Origin of the sequence: Sphingomonas sp. CFBP 13714 (genome assembly GCF_014842205.1) — a bacterium.
Classification (GTDB): Bacteria; Pseudomonadota; Alphaproteobacteria; order Sphingomonadales; family Sphingomonadaceae; genus Sphingomonas; species Sphingomonas aerolata.
Genome location: NZ_JACYVG010000002.1, coordinates 406,689 through 424,576, shown reverse-complemented (window position 1 = coordinate 424,576; position 17,888 = coordinate 406,689). Strand labels below are relative to the sequence as shown.

Genomic DNA, 17,888 nt, shown 5'->3' with positions numbered 1-17,888 from the left:
AAATGCAGAATGCCGATCTAGTACATTCACGCAGTCGATCACAGAGGCGCCAAAGATCGACTAAGGCACTGAAACAACCCAGAAAACAGAAACGCCGGCCCGCTCGCAATGGAGAGGACCGGCGTAAATCTGGTGGGCGCGACAGGGATTGAACCTGTGACCCCACCCGTGTGAAGGGTGTGCTCTACCGCTGAGCTACGCGCCCGAAACTGGTTCGGAAGCGGGCCTTTAAGCGCGGCGTGCCGCGCTGTCCAGCCCTGTCGGTCATGATCGGTCGATCAGTTGACCGAATCCTTCAGCCCCTTGCCCGCCTTGAACTTGGGCTGGGTCGACGCCTTGATCGTCATCGGCTCGCCAGTGCGCGGGTTGCGTCCCGTCGAGGCCTTGCGCTTCGAGACCGAGAAGGTGCCGAACCCGACCAGCCGGACTTCCTCGCCCTTTTTCAGCGCGGCCGAAATCGCGTCGAAAACGGCTTCGACGGCCTTGACCGCATCGCCCTTGACCAGCCCCGACGTGTCCGCGACCGTCGCGATCAGTTCCTGCTTGTTCATACAGTTAATCCCCCAAACAAATACCGAATCGGCAGCGATGGAATCGCGGCGCCAATCTCCAGGCAGTAACGCGGCGGTATCGTCTGCTGTCAAACGAAACCGCCGCGCGACGCTCTAACCGCGCGGTTCGGTAACGGCCATCGTGACGCGGCGAAATACCGCGCCGGATGCGCTCAGTGGTGAAGACCACCCCCGACCGGCGGGATCGGCGCGGGCGGCAAGGCCGCCAGTTCGTCCGCGTCGGTCCACTCGATCGCCTCGAGCGGCTCGGTCAGGGCAAGCCGCAACACCTCGTCGACATGGCTGACGGGGATGATCTTCAGCCCCTCCTTGATGTTCGCCGGGATGTCCGCGAGGTCCTTTTCATTCTCCTGCGGGATAAGCACGGTGGTGATCCCGCCGCGCAATGCCGCGAGCAGCTTCTCCTTCAGCCCGCCGATCGGCAGCACGCGACCGCGCAGCGTCACCTCGCCAGTCATCGCCACCTCGCGCCGGACCGGCACGCCGGTCATCGTCGAGACGATCGACGTGACGATCCCGACACCTGCCGACGGACCGTCCTTGGGGGTCGCGCCTTCGGGCAGATGGATGTGGATGTCCTTGCGGTTGAACAGCGACGGCTTGATGCCATAGCTCGGCGCGCGTGCCTTGACGTAGCTGAACGCGGTCTCGATCGACTCCTTCATCACGTCGCCGAGCGTGCCCGTCAGCTTCGCCGCGCCCTTGCCCGACACGGTGACGCTTTCGATCGTCAGCAACTCGCCGCCGACCTCGGTCCAGGCGAGTCCGGTGACCGCGCCGATCTGGTTCTCCGTCTCGGACAGGCCGTGGCGATATTTCTGCACGCCCGCGAACTCGGCGATGTTGTCGGGCGTGATCGTCACGCTCGTCGCCTTGCCCTCGAGGATCCGGCGCAGCGCCTTACGCGCCAGCTTGGCGATCTCGCGCTCGAGCGTACGCACGCCCGCCTCGCGGGTGTACTGCTGGATCAGCGTGCGCAGCCCCTCCTGTGTCAGGACGAACTCGCCGTCCTTGAGGCCGTGCGCTTCGATCTGCTTCGCGATCAGGTGCCGCTCCGCGATCTCGACCTTCTCGTCCTCGGTATAGCCCTCAAGGCGGATGATCTCCATCCGGTCGAGCAGCGCCTGGGGCAGGTTGAGCGTGTTCGCGGTGGTCACGAACATCACGTCCGACAGATCGAGGTCGATCTCGAGATAATGATCCTGGAACTTGCCGTTCTGTTCAGGGTCGAGCACCTCAAGCAGCGCCGACGCCGGATCACCACGGAAATCCTGGCCGAGCTTGTCGATCTCGTCGAGCAGGAACAGCGGGTTCGACGCCCCGGCCTTTTTAAGGTTGGTGACGATCTTGCCCGGCAGCGAGCCGATATAGGTGCGACGATGCCCGCGAATCTCCGCTTCGTCGCGCACACCGCCCAGCGACTGGCGGATGAACTCGCGGCCGGTCGCCTTGGCGATCGACTTGCCGAGCGAGGTCTTGCCGACGCCCGGCGGGCCGACGAGGCACAGGATCGGCCCCTTCAGCTTGTTGGTGCGCGCCTGGACCGCGAGATATTCGATGATCCGGTCCTTGACCTTCTCGAGCGCATAATGATCCTCGTCGAGCACCGCCTGGGCCGCCGAGATATCCTTCTTGATCTTCGACTTCTTGCCCCAGGGAAGCCCCAGCAGCACGTCGAGATAGTTGCGCACGACCGTCGCCTCGGCGCTCATCGGCGCCATCGTCTTCAGCTTCTTGAGCTCGGCGGTCGCCTTGGAGCGCGCTTCCTTGCTCATCTTGAGCGTCGCGATCTTCTGCGTCAGCTCGGCGATCTCGTCGCCTTCACCCTCGTCGCCCTCGTTGCCGAGCTCGCGCTGGATCGCCTTCAGCTGCTCGTTGAGATAATATTCGCGCTGCGTCTTCTCCATCTGGCGCTTGACGCGGCTCTTGATCTTCTTCTCGACCTGCAGGACGCCGAGCTCGCCCTCCATCGCCGCAAACGCCATTTCGAGGCGCTTGGCGGGGTCGGTCTGCATCAGCATCGCCTGCTTGTCGGCGACCTTGATCTGGATGTTGGCAACGACTGCATCGGACAGCCGGGCGGCCTCGGTGATCTCGGACAACTGGGTCGCGGTCTCGGCGGGCAGCTTGCGGTTGAGCTTGGCGTAATTCTCGAACTGGTCGACGACCGAGCGCATCAGCGCGGCGATCTCGGGACCCTCGACCTCGGTATCGGCGACCGTCGCGACTTCGGCGGTGAGGAAATCGCCGCTTTCGTCGAGCGTCTCGAGCGTCGCGCGGACCTTGCCCTCGACCAGCACGCGTACCGTGCCGTCCGGCAGCTTGAGCAGCTGGAGCACGGTCGCGGTCACGCCCATCGTGTAGAGATCGTCGCGCGCGGGATCGTCCTCCGCCGGGTCGAGCTGCGCGACCAGGAAGATCTCCTTCTCTGCCGCCATCGCCGCCTCGAGCGCCGCGACCGATTTCTCGCGGCCGACGAACAGCGGAACAATCATGTGCGGAAACACGACGATGTCGCGTAGCGGAAGAACGGGATAGTGGGTCATGCAAGCTCCGGTACCGGACCGAACAAGGTCGGCGTCAGCTCATTATATGGTGAGGATGGCGGATCCATCAATCGCCGGGCTACGTAATCGCCGAAGCGCCCCCACACGCGGTCCGGGACTCCGTCACACCGTGCCGTCCTATCACGGGTGCGCCTATCGCTCTTGTATCGATCCGACCGCCGCGCAACAACGCGCCGCATGATCCCGCGCCTCCTCCTCGCCGCCAGCTGCACCGCGCTGCTCGCCATTCCCCCGGCCTCCGCGCAGCTGCCGCGCAAGGGGGAACCCGCTATCACCGCGCAGACGCAGCGTTCGGGGGGTGTGCTCACCCCCGAACAGACCGCGCTGCAGTTCGACCATGCCGACCTCGCCTTTGAGGTGCTGCCCGATGCGCAGCGGCTGAACGGCGTGGCAACGCTCCAATTTACCGCGCGCGCGGCCGTGGCGCGGCTGCCGATTGATCTCGACCGCAACCTGCCGGTGAGCGCCATCGCGATTGACGGCGTCGCACTACCCGCCTCCGCCTGGACCAATCCGGAGGGGCGGCTGACCATCACGCTGCCCCGGCCGGTGCCGGCGGGCGGGAAGGTGACCGCGACGATCACCTATGGGGGCACGCCGCATGTCGCGGTAAAGGCGCCGTGGGACGACGGCATGGTCTGGTCGAAGACCCCCGACGGGCGCACCTGGTTCGCGACCACGGCGGAGGGCTATGGCTGCGACCTGTTCTGGCCGTGCCTCGATTTTCCGACCGGCGAGCCTGCGCTGGTCGATCTTCACATCACCGTGCCCAAGGGGCTGAAGGCGCCGTCGAACGGCGTGCTGGTCGGCGTCGACACGTTCGCCGACGGTCGCACCACCTGGAACTGGCGCGCCAAGCACCCCAACACCTATGGCATCGCGCTCAACGTCGGGCCGTATGAGGAGGTCCGCGGAACCTATAAGAGCCGCTTCGGCAACAGCATTCCGATGTTCTACTGGTATCTGCCCGGCGAGAAGCCGCAGGCGGAAAAGCTGTTCGCCGAATTCGCCCCGACGCTCGACTTTTTCGAGAGCATGATCGGCCCCTACCCGTTCGGCGACGAGAAGCTGGGCGTCGTCGAGACCCCGCACAAGGGCATGGAGCACCAGACGATCAACGCGTACGGCAACGACTATGCCAAGGCGCCCGAGGGGTTCGACTGGCTGTTCCAGCACGAGTTCGCGCATGAATGGTTCGGCAACCAGCTGACCGCCGCCAACTGGGACGATTACTGGCTGCACGAGGGCTATGGCACCTATATGCAGCCGCTCTATGGCCAGTGGCGCGAGGGGCGCGCGCGCTATGCGACGATGCTGCAGGGCGAGCGCGGGGCGATCATGAACCGCATGCCGATGACCCAGCAGCGGATCACCACCGAGGAGGAGGTGTACGAGCTCGACAAGGGCGGCGCCGGGCAGGACATCTACAACAAGGGGTCGTGGATGCTGCACACGCTGCGCAACCTGATCGGCGACACCGCCTTTTTCGACGTGACGCGCCGCGCCGTCTATGGCCGCCCCGATCCGAAGCCCGGCAACTTCACCCCCCGCTTCGGCTCGACCAAGGAGTACGAGGCGATCGTCCGCCGCGTCACCGGCAAGGATTATGGCTGGTTCTTCGACGTGTACCTTCGCCAGGCGGCGCTGCCCGAGCTGATCGAGACACGTACCGGCACCACGCTGACGCTGGCGTGGAAGGTGCCGGGCAATGGCCGCTTCCCGCTACCGGTCGAGGTGCAGGTCGACGGCAAGACGCGGACGATGCCGATGACCACGGGCACCGCGACGCTCGCCGTGCCGAAGGGCGCGCATGTCGTGATCGACCCCGATGCGCTGGTCCTGCGCCGGAGCATCGCGCTCGAGGAGGTGGCCGCGTGGAAATCCGCGCAGGCAGCGAAGGCGAAACCGCAATGACCGATTTGTTCCCCCTTGAAGGCGGGGGCCCAGGAGCCACGAGCGTCGGCATGCCCGACCCGGGGCTCGTCCGTGCGCAGGAGAACCTGTGGCCCGCCCGCGCCGCGGAGATGGCGGCGATCTTCATGGTCGGCGACGGGCTGCTCGGGCTGCTCCAGCCTGGCCGCTACGTCGATCTGTGGAAGGAGGACGCGCTCGGCACCGAGGCGCTGGTCCAGCCGTTCGTCGACCGCCCGCGCCGCCGCCGCCTCTATGCCGTCGTCCAGATCGCGGCGGGCCTCGCGCTCGCCGCCCGGCAACGCGCGCGCTGACGCGACCGGCGGCGAAGCCGGCGCGCGGTCTCAGGGGAGCGTGAAGCTGGTCGTCGTGATCCGGTGGAGCGTCGTCACGGGCCCGCGCGGCAGGCTGTGCTCGGTCATATCCTTGGCGGCGGCGGACAGGAGGTAGCGGCCCTTCTCGACGAGCGGCGGCGTGATCGCACCCGCGGCATCGGTGACCAGTTCGGTCGAGACGCGCGTCGGCGAGATCAGCGTGACCTTCGCGCCCGCGACCGGCTTCCCCTCGCGCGTCAGGACGAAGCGCGTCCCGTTCGCGGTCGCGGGTGCGATCTCGAACGGCAATTTGGTGCGCGGATCGGCACGACCGGCGCGCGCATAATAGATGATGCCCTCACGCTTACCCGGATCACCCCAGGGCGCGAACACGTCGTCGTCCCAGACATGCACGTCACCCGCAGGCAGTTGCGCTTCGAGGAACCCGGCCTTGCGAACCAGCGCAGTCGCGGCGGGCGCGACGATTCGCGGGGCCTTCAGATTCGCGAATTCGGGATCGCCGCCCGCGGGCATCGGTTCGGCGGGCTCGCCGAGATAGATGCGCGCGGGTCCTGCCCCGTCGCGCTCGACCCAGATTTCATGCGCATCCGCCGCGCCTGCTGCCATCAGCGCGAGCATCGCCGCGCCCATCCATGCCGTCTTCACATCCGCTCTCCCGCGTATTGGGTCTAAACCCGCTGAGGCGATGCTAATGCAAGTCACTCGCGAATACCACCCCAGCCGTCATGCTAGGAAAGTCATATTCCAGGGTAACAATCGCTGCGCCTGGCGACCCTGGATCGTGGGTCAAGCCCAGGATGACGGAGTGGGTGACGGATACGCCCCCTACGGCACGACCGTCGTGAACAGATAGGCGGCGAAGATCACGAGGTGGAGGACGCCCTGCAGCACGGTCGTGCGTCCGGTGCCGAGCGACAGCGTCGCCACGAACAGCGACAGCGCGAGGAGCGTCATCCCCTTGGCGTCGATCCCCAGTGCAAGCGGCAGGTCGAGCACGAGTGAGACGATCGCAACGCTCGGAATCGTCAGCCCGATCGTCGCCAGCGCGGAGCCCAATGCAAGATTGAGGCTGGTCTGCAACCGGTTGCGCCGCGCCGCCTTGTACGCGGCGAGGCTTTCGGGCGCGAGCACCAGCGCGGCGATCACCACCCCGACGACTGCGAGCGGCAGGCCCGCGCCGAGCACGGCGGCCTCGATCGTCGGTGACAGCGTCTTGGCGAGCAGGACGACCGACACCAGTGCGGCGAGCAGCATGCCGAACGCGATCCCCGTCGCGCGCTGCGATGGCGGGGCGGCGTGTGCGTGCGTCTCGAGGTCCTCGGCGGAGGGCAGGAAATAGTCGCGGTGACGGACCGTCTGGACCAGCACGAACGTACCGTAGAGCACCAGCGAGACGATGGCGACGAACACCAGCTGCGACGGCGCATAGGTCGGCCCCGTGGTCGACGAGGTATAGTTGGGCAGGATGAGCGACAGCACCGACATCGCCGCCAGCACGCCCAGCGCAGCGCTCATCCCCTTCAACGTGAAACGCTGTTCGTGATGCCGCACCGCGCCCGCGAGCAGGCAGAGCCCGATGATGAAGTTGAGGATGATCATGATCGCGGCGAACACGGTGTCGCGCGCGAGCGCCGCGGCGTCGCCGGCATCCGACAGCATCAGCGACACGATCAGCGACACCTCGATCACCGTCACCGCGATCGCGAGCACGAGCGTCCCGAACGGCTCGCCGACCTTGTGCGCGATGACCTCGGCGTGATGGACCGCGGCAAGGACGCTGGCGATCAGCACCACGATCGCCGCCGCCGTCCCGATCGACCCCATCTTGGCGAGGCCGAAGAGCACAGCGACGAGCCCCAGGCCGGGTGCGATCAGCGTCCAGACGGGCAATGCCAGCCGGTCCGGCATCGTCTCCACCACCGTTACCTTCGGTTGTTCAGCCACTTCGATCGTCATGCGGTCTCCCTCGTTGCACTAAGACAACGAATGCCCGACGCCCCGATAAGGGTCCGTCCCGCTGACGATCCACCGCCCACGCGGCCGCGAACGCACGCCCCGTCATCCTCACGTTTGTCAGGATGACGGACAATGAAGCGCCTTCCCGGAACAAAAAAAAGGGCGCCGATCGCTCGACGCCCCTTCCTCACCGGTATCGCCGCGGATCAGGCCGCGTCGCCGGCCTTCTTCTTCTCGGCATAGACGCGGATCGGTTCCTTGCGGCCCTCGATCACGTCCTTGTCGATCATCACCTCGTCGACACCGTCCATGCCGGGCAGATCGAACATCGTGTCGAGCAGGATGCTCTCGAGGATCGAGCGAAGCCCGCGTGCACCCGTCTTGCGTTCGATGCCCTTCTTGGCGACCGAGACCAGCGCGTCGTCGGTGAAACCGAGCGCGACGTCCTCCATCTCGAACAGCTTCTGGTACTGCTTGACCAGCGCGTTCTTCGGCTCCTTCAGGATCTTCACCAGCGCGTCGACATCGAGATCCTCAAGCGTCGCGATCACCGGCAGACGACCGACGAACTCGGGGATGAGCCCGAACTTCAACAGATCCTCAGGCTCGACCGACTTCAGCGTCTCGCCGGTCTTGCGCTCGTCCGGCCCGGCGACATAGGCGCCGAAGCCGATCGACTTGCCCTGCAGACGATCGCCGATGATCTTTTCGAGACCCGAGAACGCGCCGCCGCAGATGAACAGGATGTTGGTCGTGTCCACCTGCAGGAATTCCTGCTGCGGATGCTTGCGGCCACCCTGGGGCGGAACGCTCGCGGTCGTGCCTTCCATCAGCTTGAGCAGTGCCTGCTGCACGCCCTCGCCCGACACGTCGCGTGTGATCGAGGGGTTCTCGGCCTTGCGGCTGATCTTGTCGATCTCGTCGATATAAACGATCCCGCGCTGCGCCCGCTCGACATTATAGTCGGAAGCCTGAAGCAGCTTGAGGATGATGTTCTCGACGTCCTCACCGACATAGCCGGCCTCGGTCAGCGTCGTCGCATCGGCCATCGTGAACGGCACGTCGAGGATGCGGGCGAGCGTCTGTGCGAGCAGCGTCTTGCCGCACCCGGTCGGCCCGACGAGCAGGATGTTCGACTTGGACAGCTCGACATCGGCACCCTTGGCGCCGTGGTTGAGCCGCTTGTAGTGATTGTGCACCGCCACCGACAGGACGCGCTTGGCGCGCTTCTGACCGATCACATAATCGTCGAGGACGTCGCAAATCTCCTGCGGAGTCGGCACGCCGCCGTCCTTCTTGGACACCAGCGCCGACTTCGTTTCCTCACGGATGATGTCGTTGCATAGCTCGACGCACTCGTCGCAGATGAAGACCGTCGGCCCGGCGATCAGCTTGCGCACCTCGTGCTGCGACTTGCCGCAGAACGAGCAATAGAGGGTGCTCTTCGAGTCGCCACCGCTCAGCTTCGTCATTCAATCACCTCTCGCGCATGTCGGTGCGCGTGCCGTTTCCGGGGCGGTCATCGTAACGCACCCCGGATATCCTACAATCAAATAAACCCGCCAGGCTTACGATTCGCCTTATGCAGGCTTCGCCGCGTCGTCCGCGGGGGCGGGACGCTTGTCGAAAACCTCGTCGACCAGACCAAAATCCTTCGCCTCGTTCGCTTCGAGGAAGGTGTCGCGGTCCATGCGACGCTCGATCTCCTCGATCGGCTGACCGGTATACTGCGAATAGAGCTCGTTCATCCGCTTGCGGATGCGCAGGATCTCGCGCGCCTGGATCTCGATGTCGCTCGCCATGCCCTGTGCACCGCCCGATGGCTGATGGATCATGATCCGTGCGTTGGTCATCGCGACGCGCATGCCGGGTTCACCGCTCGCGAGCAGGAAGCTGCCCATCGAGGCGGCCTGGCCGATGCACACCGTGCCGACGCGAGGACGGATATACCGCATCGTGTCATGGATCGCCATGCCCGCCGTGACGACACCGCCCGGCGAGTTGATGTACATGAAGATGTCCTTCTTCGGGTTCTCGGACTCGAGGAAGAGCAGCTGGGCGGTGATCAGCGAGGCCATGCCGTCCTCGACGCCACCCGTCACGAAGATGATGCGCTCGCGGAGCAGGCGCGAAAAGATGTCGAACGAGCGCTCACCGCGGTTCGACTGCTCGATAACGATGGGAACAAGGCCTGCTTGCGTCTGCTGCAGGCCGAGCCCGGCGCTGGCCAACGGGCTCGCGAAATCGCCGGTCTCGAACGGATTGTGCATGGAAATCTCTCTTATGCCCCAGTGAACCGCCAACATCGGCGCTCGCACGGGGGAGTTCAAGCCCTGCTACCCGTCAGGAGACCCACCTACCCCCCGCCCCTTCCGAGAGCGGGAGTCAGACGCCAGGCGCTGGGTAGGCCAGGTAGGCCAGCCGCCGGACTTCGCGACGACCGCGAACGACGGTGTCGAGGATCAGCCCGGTAAAGACGTTCAAAGCGGCGAAAATGCCGAGCCCGGTGATCAGGATCGCGGTCGGGAAGCGCGGCACCTGGTGGATTTCGAGATAGGTCAGCACCAGCGGGATGCCGAGCAGCAGCGCGAGCAGCGCGAACGCCCCGCCGATCGCGCCGAAGAACCACAAGGGCCGCTCGATCCGGTACAGCGTCATGATCGTCCGCAGGATCCGCCAGCCGTCGGCATAGGTGCTCAGCTTCGATTCGGAGCCCTCGGGTCGCGCGAAATAGGGCGTCTCGACCTCGCCGATCGGCATCTTGAGCTCGAGCGCATGAACGCTGATCTCGGTCTCGATCTCGAACCCCGCCGACAGTGACGGAAAGCTCTTCACGAACCGCCGCGAGAAGACGCGGTAGCCCGACAGGATGTCGGTGAAGCTGCGCCCGAAGAGCCGCGCAAGCATGCCCGTGAGCAGCGCGTTGCCGAACCGGTGCCCGCGACGATAGCTTTCCTGGACCTGGCTGATCCGCGAGCCGACGACCATGTCGAGCTGCTCGTCGAGCACGCGCGCGACCAAAGCCGGCGCGGACGCCGCGTCATAGGTCGCGTCGCCATCCGCCATCACGTAGATATCGGCATCGATATCCGCGAACATCCGCCGGACGACCGCGCCCTTGCCCTGGATCCGTTCGGTCCGGACGACGGCACCGGCTGCACGGGCGACCGCGACCGTGCCGTCGGCGCTGTTGTTGTCGTAGACGTAGATCGTCGCGCGGGGCAGCGCGTCGCGGAACCCCGCTACCGTCTGCGCGATCGCAGCCTCTTCATTGTAGCAGGGCAGCAGGACGGCGATTCTCGGTTCGGTCATGCCCTGCCCTGTACAGTTGGACAGGGTATCGAAGATCGAGCAGCGGGCGAAGCTTCAGTCACCGAACCATCCCAAAACGCACTTCCCCGGCGGAGGCCGGGGCCCAGTTGGGGAAGGTCCATAACGAAGCTTTGCGCGCCGTCACAGCAACCTTTCCAACTGGACCCCGGCCTCCGCCGGGGAAGTGGCCCGAAAACGGGGGGAGTGCCTCAGCGACGAGGCACTCCGATCGGCTTACGCCTCGGTCTTGGTCGCCGCCTTCTTGGCGCGCGGCTTCTTGGCCGGCGCGTCGGCAGCTTCGGTGCCCTCGGCATTTTCAGCCGCGACCGGCGACGATTCCGTTACCGCCGTCTCGGCCTCGACCGGAGCCGCCTTCTTCTTGGCGGGAGCCTTCTTGGCAGGCTTGGCCTCGTCCGCGGCGTCCGAAGCGGGCGCCTCGTCGGTCACCGCTGCGTCGTCGGCAGGTGCTGCCTTCTTCTTGGCGGCAGCCTTTTTCTTCGGCTTGTGGTTGTCATGGTCATGCACGTGCGTGCCGCTGGCGAAACCGTCCTCGCTCTCGATCGCAGCTTCCAGCTCCTCGCGGGTGGCTTCGCGGTCGGTGATCTCGGCCTTCTCGAACAGGAAGTCGACGACCTTGTCCTCGTACAGCGGGGCGCGCAGCTGGGCAGCGGCCATCGGCTCAGACTGGACATACTGCATGAACTGCTGGCGCTGCTCGGCGGGATACTGCTGGGCCGCCTGGGCGAGCAGACGCTGCATTTCCTGGTTGGACACCTCGACGCCGTTCGCCTGGCCGATCTCGGACAGGAGCAGGCCGAGGCGCACGCGACGCTCGGCGATCTTGCGGTAATCGTCGCGCTCGCCTTCCATCTCGGCCATCGCGGCCTCGGGATCGGCTTCGTGCGTGGCTTCGTGCTGGAGCTGCGACCAGATCTGGTTGAACTCGGCTTCCACCATCGACGGCGGAACCTCGAAGTCATGACCCTCGGCGAGCTGGTCGAGCAGCTTGCGCTTCATGTGCGTGCGCGTGAGCCCGTTATGCTCCTGCTCGATCTGACCCTTGAGCAGGCCCGAAAGCTGCTCGAGGCTCTCGAGACCCAGCGACTTGGCAAGATCCTCGTCGATCTTGCTCTCGCCCGCGGTCTTCACCGACTTGACGGTGATGTTGAACGTGGCCGGCTGGCCCGCGAGAGACTTCTCCTGATACTCCTCGGGGAAGGTCACGTTCAGGACCTTCTCCTCGCCGGTCTTCACGCCGACGAGTTGATCCTCGAAACCGGGAATCAGACGTCCTGCACCGAGCTCAACGCCCATGTCGGTGCCCGTGCCGCCATCGAACGCGACGCCATCGGCGGTCTTGCCGACGAAATCGACGGTGACGAGATCGCCCATTGCGGCAACGTAATCGTCAGCGGCGTCGTCCCACTTCTTCTGCTGGTCGGCGAACTTCTGGAGCTGCTCGGTGACCGCCTCGTCGGCGACGGGCACGGTCAGGCGCTCGAGCTTCAGGCCGTCGATCGCGGGTGCGGGGACCTGCGGCAGGACCTCCATCTCGACCTTGACGACCGCGTCCTTGCCGAGGTCATAGCCGTCTTCCAGCTCGACCGACGGCTGCATCGCGGGACGCAGCTGCTTTTCGGCGACGAGGCTCTGCACGCCTTCCTGGATCGCGGCGTTCAGCGCGTCCTGCGTCAGCGCGGGGCCGTGCATCTTGCGGATGAGGTTTGCCGGCACCTTGCCCGGACGGAAGCCCGGCATCTTCATCTGCGGCGCGAGGCGCTTCAGCTCGACATCGACCTTCGAATCGATATCCTTCGCAGTGATGGTGAGGGTGTAGGCGCGCTTGAGGCCCTCGTTCAACGTCTCGACAGTCTGCATGTCCGGCCTTTGTCTAAAAGAGCATTCGGGAAAAATTCATCTGGCGGTCGCCCCGCCAGTGCGGCGGAGTGGTGCGGGCGAAGGGACTCGAACCCCCACATCTTGCGATGGCAGGACCTAAACCTGCTGCGTCTACCAGTTCCGCCACGCCCGCACAGGACATCGCCGTAGCGGGCGCGTCTATACCAACGTTGTATCCCGGGGCAAGCACGCAAGGTAAGTCGGTGGGCAACTCGATACGATCGTGCGCGTTGATGCAGAAGAAGGAGAGAGCATCATGGCTACCCAACCCCCAGCAGAATTCCCGACGCCCTCGTCGCCTGCCGAGCCGACGACGCCGCCGCCCGAGTTCAATCCACCCGCGCCGGACATCGACGTTCCCGATCCGGGCGCGCCTTCGACCGATCCCGCCCCCATCCAGTCAGAGTTCTGATCATGGCCGATCCCCATGCGGGCACCAATCCCGAAACCCGCCCCGAGGACCGTGACGCGGACACGCGCAGCGACATCGAGCAGGCGGTGCAGTCGCGCTCCGACGCGGTCGAACGCGGCGAAGGCGGCGACGAGCCCGAGACGTTCACCAAGACGGGCATGCCCGACGGCGTCGGCGGCACCGGCGGCGTGATCAAGAACCAGGATTCGGACGCGCAATAAGCCGCGCCGGTCAGCAACCATAAATGCGGGGGTGGATAGCACAGGCTGTCCACCCCCTTCTTGCAGGAACCGCCCATTTCCACGCCCGCCAGCACCCCGCTTTTCGGGCTGCTCCCCGACCTGGCCCAGCATCAGACGCTGTACGTGGCACTCGGGGTCGCGGTGCTGGTCTTCGTCCTTGCGCAGCGGATCCCGATCCTACGGACGCTCGTCAATCTCGTGATGACGCTCGCGTTGGTCGGTCTGCTCTTCGTCGCGATCGGCCAGCGCAGCCAGTTCGATCCCTATCTCGGCAAGATCGCCAAGCTGCTGCGGATCGAGGACCAGACGGTTGTCGGTGGCGAGGTGCGGATCCGCATGTCGCCCGACGGCCATTTCTGGGCGCGGGCGCGGATCGACGGGGTCGAGCGCCGGTTGCTGATCGACAGCGGTGCGACGATCACCGCGATTTCGACGAAGACGGCCGACGCCGCTGGGATCGATGCGCGGACGAGCGTGGTGCCGATCGTCCTCCAAACCGCCAATGGTGCGATTCCCGCGCAGTCGGGCCGGATCGGCGAACTGAAACTCGGCGCGATCGTCGCGCGCGACCTTCAGGTCGTGGTGTCGCCCGCGTTCGGCGATACCAACGTGCTGGGGATGAACTTCCTGTCGCGACTCGCATCGTGGCGGGTCGAGGAGAATGTACTGATCCTGGTGCCGCACCATCCGCAGAAGGTGGCGGCGTAACGCTTCCGACCTGAGAGCCTCCACCCCGGCGAAGGCCGGGGTCCAGTTGGGAGGCCGGGGTAACGGGACGCAGCGCCCGATCAGCGATGTCTCCCACCTGGGCCCCGGCCTTCGCCGGGGTGGTGCGGAGTGATGCAGGCGAACTATACTTCCTCGTTCCCCCGCGAAGGCGGGGGCCCAGGAATCCAGCAGCGTTGCGCGCGGTTACCCTGGACTCCCGCTTTCGCGGGAGAACGGAGACGTTACGGCGCCACCGACTCCCCCAGCGTGGTCTTCAGCACTTCGTTCACCACCGCCGGGTTCGCCTTGCCGCCCATCGCCTTCATCGTCTGGCCGACGAAGAACCCGAACAGCTTGTCCTTCCCGCCGCGGTAATCCGCGACCTTGTCGGCATTCGCGGCCATCACCTCAGCGATGACCGTCTCGATCGCGCCGGTGTCGCTGGTCTGCTTCAGCCCGCGATCCTCGACGACCTTGGCCGCGCCGTCGCCTGTCTCGAGCATCACCTCGAACACCTGCTTGGCGAGGCTTCCCGACAGCGTGCCGTCGGCGATCAGCCCGAGCAGTTCGGCTGCCTGCGCCGGCGACACCGGCGAGTTGGCGATGTCCCTGCCCGTCCGGTTGAGCGCACCGAACAGCTCCGACGTCGTCCAGTTCGCCGCCGCCGCCGGCTTCACGCCCGCATCGAGCAACGCATCGAACCAGCGCGCCGCCTCGACCTCGGCGGTCAGCACGGTCGCCTGATAGGCGGTGATGCCGAGTGCCTCATACCGCGCGCGCTTCGCATCGGGCAGTTCGGGCAGCGACGCGCGGCATTCCTCGAGGAAGGCGTCGTCGAGCACGAGCGGCAACAGGTCGGGATCGGGGAAGTAGCGGTAATCATGCGCGTCTTCCTTCGACCGCATCGACCGCGTCTCGTTGCGATCGGGATCGTAGAGCCGCGTCTCCTGCACGATCTTGCCACCGGCCTCGAGCACCTCCACCTGGCGCCTGGCCTCCTGCTCGACCACCGCCATCACGAAGCGCACCGAATTGACGTTCTTCGTCTCGGTCCGCGTGCCGAGTTCGTCGCCGGGCTTGCGAACGCTGACATTGACGTCGGCGCGCATCGAGCCCTCTTCCATGTTGCCGTCGCACGATCCGACATAGCGCAGGATCGACCGCAACTTGCGCAGGTACGCCCCCGTTTCCGCGGGCGAGGCGAGATCGGGCTTCGACACGATCTCCATCAGCGCGACGCCCGAGCGGTTGAGATCGACATAGGACTGGGTCGGATGCTGGTCGTGCATCAGCTTGCCCGCATCCTGCTCGACATGGATGCGCTCGACGCCGATCCGCTTGCCGGCGGCATCGGGGTTCTTCTCGTCGAGGCTGATGTCGATCGCGCCCTCGCCGACGATCGGATGATAAAGCTGGCTGATCTGATAGCCCTGCGGCAGATCGGCGTAGAAATAATTCTTCCGGTCGAACCGCGACCATTTGTTGATCTGCGCTTCGATCGCCATGCCGGTACGCACCGCCTGGCGGATGCACTCGCGGTTCGGCACCGGCAGCATGCCGGGCATCGCCGCGTCGACGAGGCTGACCTGTGTGTTGGGCTCGGCCCCAAACGCGGTCGCCGCGCCCGAGAACAGCTTGGCGTTCGACGTCACCTGCGCATGGACTTCGAGGCCGATCACGACCTCCCACTCGCCCGTGTCGCCCTGAATGCGATAGTCGCTCATATCCGGTTCCGATGATGAATATAGTTGATCGCGGTCAGTGCCGCGTTGCTGCCGAGCAGGCCGACCACCCAGCACGCCGAAAGAATACGCAGGATCGCGCCCTCGAAACCGAGCACCAGCGCCTCGTGATGCGCGGCCGCGGCGGCACCGCCGGCCAGCACCAGGAACACCGCGCCCAGCCGGTAATCGCCGCGCAAAATCACGCTGTTGCCGACGCACAGGCACAGGATGAACACCGCGAGCCCGAGAAAGAAGCGCGCGAGCACGGCGTGATCGAACGGCCGGTTGTCGATCTCGGTCAACGACACGCCGACATAGGCGCTGAGGATCGCCCCGAACGCGACGTTGAGCGCGTTCTGCGCCTCGCGCAGCACGGCGACGTTGCGCGTGACGAAGGCGCGATCGGTTACCACCACGCCTCGGGCCGGGCGGTGAACCCCGCCCGCTGTTCGATCGCGAGGCCTGCGTTCAGCACGCCCTGCTCGTCGAGCGGCTTGCCGATGATCTGCAAGCCCAGCGGCAGACCCTGCTTGTCGAGACCGCCCGGCACCGACATCGCGGGCAGACCCGCGAGCGATGACGGCACGGTGAAGACATCGTTCAGATACATCGCGATCGGATCGGACGACTTTTCGCCGAGCGCGAACGCCGCCGATGGTGCGGTCGGGGTGAGCAGGACGTCGCACGTCTCCCACGCCTCTTCAAAATCGCGCGCGATCAGCGTCCGGATCTTCTGCGCCTGCGTGTAATAGGCGTCGTAATAGCCTGCCGACAGCACATAGGTGCCGATCATAATGCGGCGCTTCACCTCGGGGCCGAAGCCGTCGGCGCGGGTCGCCGCGTACATGTCCTGCAGGCCCGATCCGGCCGGCAGGTCGCGGATGCCGTAGCGCACGCCGTCATAGCGCGCGAGGTTCGACGACGCTTCGGCCGGCGCGATGATGTAATAGGCGGGCAGCGCGTATTTGGTGTGCGGGAGCGAGACCTCGACGATCGTCGCGCCAGCGTCCTTCAGCCAGTCGATGCCCTTCTGCCAGAGCGCCTCGATCTCCTCGGGCATGTTCTCGACGCGGTATTCCTTGGGGATCCCGACGCGCAGGCCGGCGAGGCTGGCCGACAGGCCGGCTTCCCATTTCGGCACGTCGAGCTGGAGCGAGGTGCCGTCCTTCGAATCGAACCCGGCCATCGCCTCGAGCAGGATCGCGCAGTCGCGGACGTCGCGCGCCATCGGCCCCGCCTGGTCAAGCGACGAGGCGAACGCGATCGTCCCCCAGCGCGAGCAACGGCCATAGGTCGGCTTGATGCCGCTTATGCCGGTGAAGGCGGCGGGCTGGCGGATCGAGCCGCCGGTGTCGGTGCCGGTCGCGCCGGGGCACAGCCGCGCGGCGACCGCCGACGAGGAGCCACCCGACGACCCGCCGGGTGCGAGCGCTGCGTTGCCGCCGTCGTTGCGCTTCCACGGTGAGATCACATTGCCGAACGCGGAGGTCTCGTTCGACGAGCCCATCGCGAACTGGTCCATGTTCAGCTTGCCGAGCATCCCCGCGCCCGCATCCCACAGATTCTGCGAGACGGTCGACTCATAGGTCGGCGTGAAGCCTTCGAGGATATGGCTCGCCGCGGTCGTCGTGACGCCCTTGGTGCAGAACAGATCCTTCATGCCGATCGGCACGCCGGCCAGCGGCTTGAGCGTATCGCCCGCGGCGCGCGCGGTATCGGCGGCGGTGGCGGCGGCGATCGCATGGTCGGGCGTCTCGACCAGGAATGCGTTGAGCGCCTTGGCCTGGCTCACCTTGACGATGAACGCGTCGGCGACGTCGCGCGCCGTGAAGCTGCCGTCGCGCACGCCGTCGCGGATGCCGGCAATGCCGAGATCGGTAAGGTTGGTCATTATTCGATCACCTTCGGCACGGCGAAGAAGCCGTGCTCTGCCACGGGGGCGTTTGCCAGGACCTGCTCGCGGATATTGCCGCCGGTCAGCGGGTCGGCGTTGACGACGTCGTCGCGCAGCCGCAGCGTGTTGGGGATGACGGCGGTCATCGGCTCGACGCCGGTCGTATCGACCTCGCCCAGCATCTCGATCCAGCCAAGGATGTTTCCGAGTTCCGGCGCCATGCGGGCGGCGTCCTCGTCGGTGATCGCGATGCGCGCAAGGCTCGCGATCCGCTTCACGGTTGCAGTATCTACGGACATGGCGCTCGGCTAGCACCGCGCGGCGCGAGCGCGCAACACCCTTCGTGTTCCCCCGCG

The 17,888-nt window shown here is 65.9% G+C and carries 17 protein-coding genes and 2 tRNA genes; 5 read left to right on the top strand and 14 right to left on the bottom strand.

Translation table 11 applies throughout. The annotated features are described in order from the left end of the window. Positions 1 to 130: 130 nt before the first annotated feature. The 3 genes from IFT54_RS06410 to lon form a co-directional block, all read right to left on the bottom strand. A tRNA-Val gene (locus IFT54_RS06410) sits at positions 131 to 205 on the bottom strand. 73 nt (positions 206 to 278) lie between these two features. Then, positions 279 to 551 (bottom strand): HU family DNA-binding protein, encoded by a 273-nt coding sequence (locus tag IFT54_RS06405; protein ID WP_031438963.1) that lies wholly within the window; start codon positions 549 to 551, stop codon positions 279 to 281. 173 nt (positions 552 to 724) lie between these two features. Further along, positions 725 to 3,118: an endopeptidase La gene (gene lon, locus IFT54_RS06400; RefSeq protein WP_192069998.1), complete on the bottom strand. Its 2,394-nt coding sequence runs from the start codon at positions 3,116 to 3,118 to the stop codon at positions 725 to 727. Positions 3,119 to 3,316: 198 nt separating this feature from the next. Here lon and IFT54_RS06395 point away from each other — a divergent pair, with 198 nt between their 5' ends. Together IFT54_RS06395 and IFT54_RS06390 are read left to right on the top strand one after the other, a co-directional pair. After that, positions 3,317 to 5,053 (top strand): M1 family metallopeptidase, encoded by a 1,737-nt coding sequence (locus IFT54_RS06395; RefSeq protein ID WP_192069997.1) that lies wholly within the window; start codon positions 3,317 to 3,319, stop codon positions 5,051 to 5,053. Between the two features lie 50 nt (positions 5,054 to 5,103). Continuing rightward, complete coding sequence (locus tag IFT54_RS06390) at positions 5,104 to 5,364, top strand: hypothetical protein (protein WP_192069996.1); 261 nt, start codon at positions 5,104 to 5,106, stop codon at positions 5,362 to 5,364. 30 nt (positions 5,365 to 5,394) lie between these two features. Here IFT54_RS06390 and IFT54_RS06385 read toward each other — a convergent pair whose 3' ends face one another. The 7 genes from IFT54_RS06385 to IFT54_RS06355 form a co-directional block, all read right to left on the bottom strand. After that, entirely contained in the window at positions 5,395 to 6,030 is a 636-nt protein-coding gene (locus IFT54_RS06385) for a DUF4198 domain-containing protein (protein ID WP_342354773.1), read from the bottom strand. A 180-nt stretch (positions 6,031 to 6,210) separates the two neighbouring features. After that, positions 6,211 to 7,341: a calcium:proton antiporter gene (locus tag IFT54_RS06380; protein WP_197975092.1), complete on the bottom strand. Its 1,131-nt coding sequence runs from the start codon at positions 7,339 to 7,341 to the stop codon at positions 6,211 to 6,213. A 206-nt stretch (positions 7,342 to 7,547) separates the two neighbouring features. Beyond that, entirely contained in the window at positions 7,548 to 8,813 is a 1,266-nt protein-coding gene (gene clpX, locus IFT54_RS06375; protein WP_031396414.1) for an ATP-dependent Clp protease ATP-binding subunit ClpX, read from the bottom strand. 108 nt (positions 8,814 to 8,921) lie between these two features. Further along, a complete protein-coding gene (locus IFT54_RS06370) occupies positions 8,922 to 9,611 on the bottom strand; it encodes an ATP-dependent Clp protease proteolytic subunit (RefSeq protein WP_031396413.1) in 690 nt (229 codons plus the stop codon). Positions 9,612 to 9,726: 115 nt separating this feature from the next. Then, complete coding sequence (locus IFT54_RS06365; RefSeq protein ID WP_192069995.1) at positions 9,727 to 10,653, bottom strand: glycosyltransferase family 2 protein; 927 nt, start codon at positions 10,651 to 10,653, stop codon at positions 9,727 to 9,729. Between the two features lie 234 nt (positions 10,654 to 10,887). Continuing rightward, positions 10,888 to 12,531 (bottom strand): trigger factor, encoded by a 1,644-nt coding sequence (gene tig / locus IFT54_RS06360; protein ID WP_192069994.1) that lies wholly within the window; start codon positions 12,529 to 12,531, stop codon positions 10,888 to 10,890. Positions 12,532 to 12,600: 69 nt separating this feature from the next. Continuing rightward, positions 12,601 to 12,685 (bottom strand) — tRNA-Leu (locus IFT54_RS06355). A 123-nt stretch (positions 12,686 to 12,808) separates the two neighbouring features. On the opposite strand from IFT54_RS06355, the gene IFT54_RS06350 reads away from it, so the two are divergent. From IFT54_RS06350 to IFT54_RS06340, 3 genes are read left to right on the top strand one after another with little or no spacing between them, the layout of a single operon-like run. Continuing rightward, complete coding sequence (locus tag IFT54_RS06350; RefSeq protein WP_192069993.1) at positions 12,809 to 12,964, top strand: hypothetical protein; 156 nt, start codon at positions 12,809 to 12,811, stop codon at positions 12,962 to 12,964. Between the two features lie 2 nt (positions 12,965 to 12,966). Then, positions 12,967 to 13,185, top strand: coding sequence for a hypothetical protein (locus tag IFT54_RS06345; protein WP_031438971.1), 219 nt, complete (start codon positions 12,967 to 12,969; stop codon positions 13,183 to 13,185). 60 nt (positions 13,186 to 13,245) lie between these two features. Further along, a complete protein-coding gene (locus IFT54_RS06340) occupies positions 13,246 to 13,914 on the top strand; it encodes a retropepsin-like aspartic protease family protein (protein ID WP_236701852.1) in 669 nt (222 codons plus the stop codon). 242 nt (positions 13,915 to 14,156) lie between these two features. Here the strand turns inward: IFT54_RS06340 and gatB are convergent, their stop codons facing one another. Genes gatB through gatC form a run of 4 tightly spaced genes read right to left on the bottom strand, consistent with a single transcriptional unit; the run spans position 14,157 to position 17,831 of the window. Then, positions 14,157 to 15,638, bottom strand: coding sequence for an Asp-tRNA(Asn)/Glu-tRNA(Gln) amidotransferase subunit GatB (gatB, locus tag IFT54_RS06335; RefSeq protein ID WP_192069992.1), 1,482 nt, complete (start codon positions 15,636 to 15,638; stop codon positions 14,157 to 14,159). Next, positions 15,635 to 16,054: a hypothetical protein gene (locus tag IFT54_RS06330; RefSeq protein WP_031438974.1), complete on the bottom strand. Its 420-nt coding sequence runs from the start codon at positions 16,052 to 16,054 to the stop codon at positions 15,635 to 15,637. The genes gatB and IFT54_RS06330 overlap by 4 nt, the downstream gene beginning before the upstream one ends. Next, on the bottom strand, positions 16,045 to 17,529 hold the full coding sequence (gene gatA / locus IFT54_RS06325) for an Asp-tRNA(Asn)/Glu-tRNA(Gln) amidotransferase subunit GatA (RefSeq protein ID WP_192069991.1): 1,485 nt from the start codon (positions 17,527 to 17,529) through the stop codon (positions 16,045 to 16,047). Before gatA ends, IFT54_RS06330 begins: the two co-directional genes overlap by 10 nt. Further along, entirely contained in the window at positions 17,529 to 17,831 is a 303-nt protein-coding gene (gene gatC / locus IFT54_RS06320) for an Asp-tRNA(Asn)/Glu-tRNA(Gln) amidotransferase subunit GatC (protein ID WP_031396405.1), read from the bottom strand. Before gatC ends, gatA begins: the two co-directional genes overlap by 1 nt. Positions 17,832 to 17,888 lie beyond the last annotated feature (57 nt).

Bases quoted from the DNA above. Each gene is read 5' to 3' on its own strand.
- IFT54_RS06345 (WP_031438971.1), top strand. From the start codon at position 12,967: ATGGCCGATCCCCATGCGGGCACCAATCCCGAAACCCGCCCCGAGGAC.
- IFT54_RS06380 (WP_197975092.1), bottom strand. From the start codon at position 7,341: ATGACGATCGAAGTGGCTGAACAACCGAAGGTAACGGTGGTGGAGACG.
- tig (WP_192069994.1), bottom strand. From the start codon at position 12,531: ATGCAGACTGTCGAGACGTTGAACGAGGGCCTCAAGCGCGCCTACACC.
- gatA (WP_192069991.1), bottom strand. From the start codon at position 17,529: ATGACCAACCTTACCGATCTCGGCATTGCCGGCATCCGCGACGGCGTG.
- clpX (WP_031396414.1), bottom strand. From the start codon at position 8,813: ATGACGAAGCTGAGCGGTGGCGACTCGAAGAGCACCCTCTATTGCTCG.
- IFT54_RS06350 (WP_192069993.1), top strand. From the start codon at position 12,809: ATGGCTACCCAACCCCCAGCAGAATTCCCGACGCCCTCGTCGCCTGCC.
- IFT54_RS06370 (WP_031396413.1), bottom strand. From the start codon at position 9,611: ATGCACAATCCGTTCGAGACCGGCGATTTCGCGAGCCCGTTGGCCAGC.
- lon (WP_192069998.1), bottom strand. From the start codon at position 3,118: ATGACCCACTATCCCGTTCTTCCGCTACGCGACATCGTCGTGTTTCCG.
- gatB (WP_192069992.1), bottom strand. From the start codon at position 15,638: ATGAGCGACTATCGCATTCAGGGCGACACGGGCGAGTGGGAGGTCGTG.
- IFT54_RS06405 (WP_031438963.1), bottom strand. From the start codon at position 551: ATGAACAAGCAGGAACTGATCGCGACGGTCGCGGACACGTCGGGGCTG.
- IFT54_RS06365 (WP_192069995.1), bottom strand. From the start codon at position 10,653: ATGACCGAACCGAGAATCGCCGTCCTGCTGCCCTGCTACAATGAAGAG.
- IFT54_RS06390 (WP_192069996.1), top strand. From the start codon at position 5,104: ATGCCCGACCCGGGGCTCGTCCGTGCGCAGGAGAACCTGTGGCCCGCC.
- gatC (WP_031396405.1), bottom strand. From the start codon at position 17,831: ATGTCCGTAGATACTGCAACCGTGAAGCGGATCGCGAGCCTTGCGCGC.
- IFT54_RS06395 (WP_192069997.1), top strand. From the start codon at position 3,317: ATGATCCCGCGCCTCCTCCTCGCCGCCAGCTGCACCGCGCTGCTCGCC.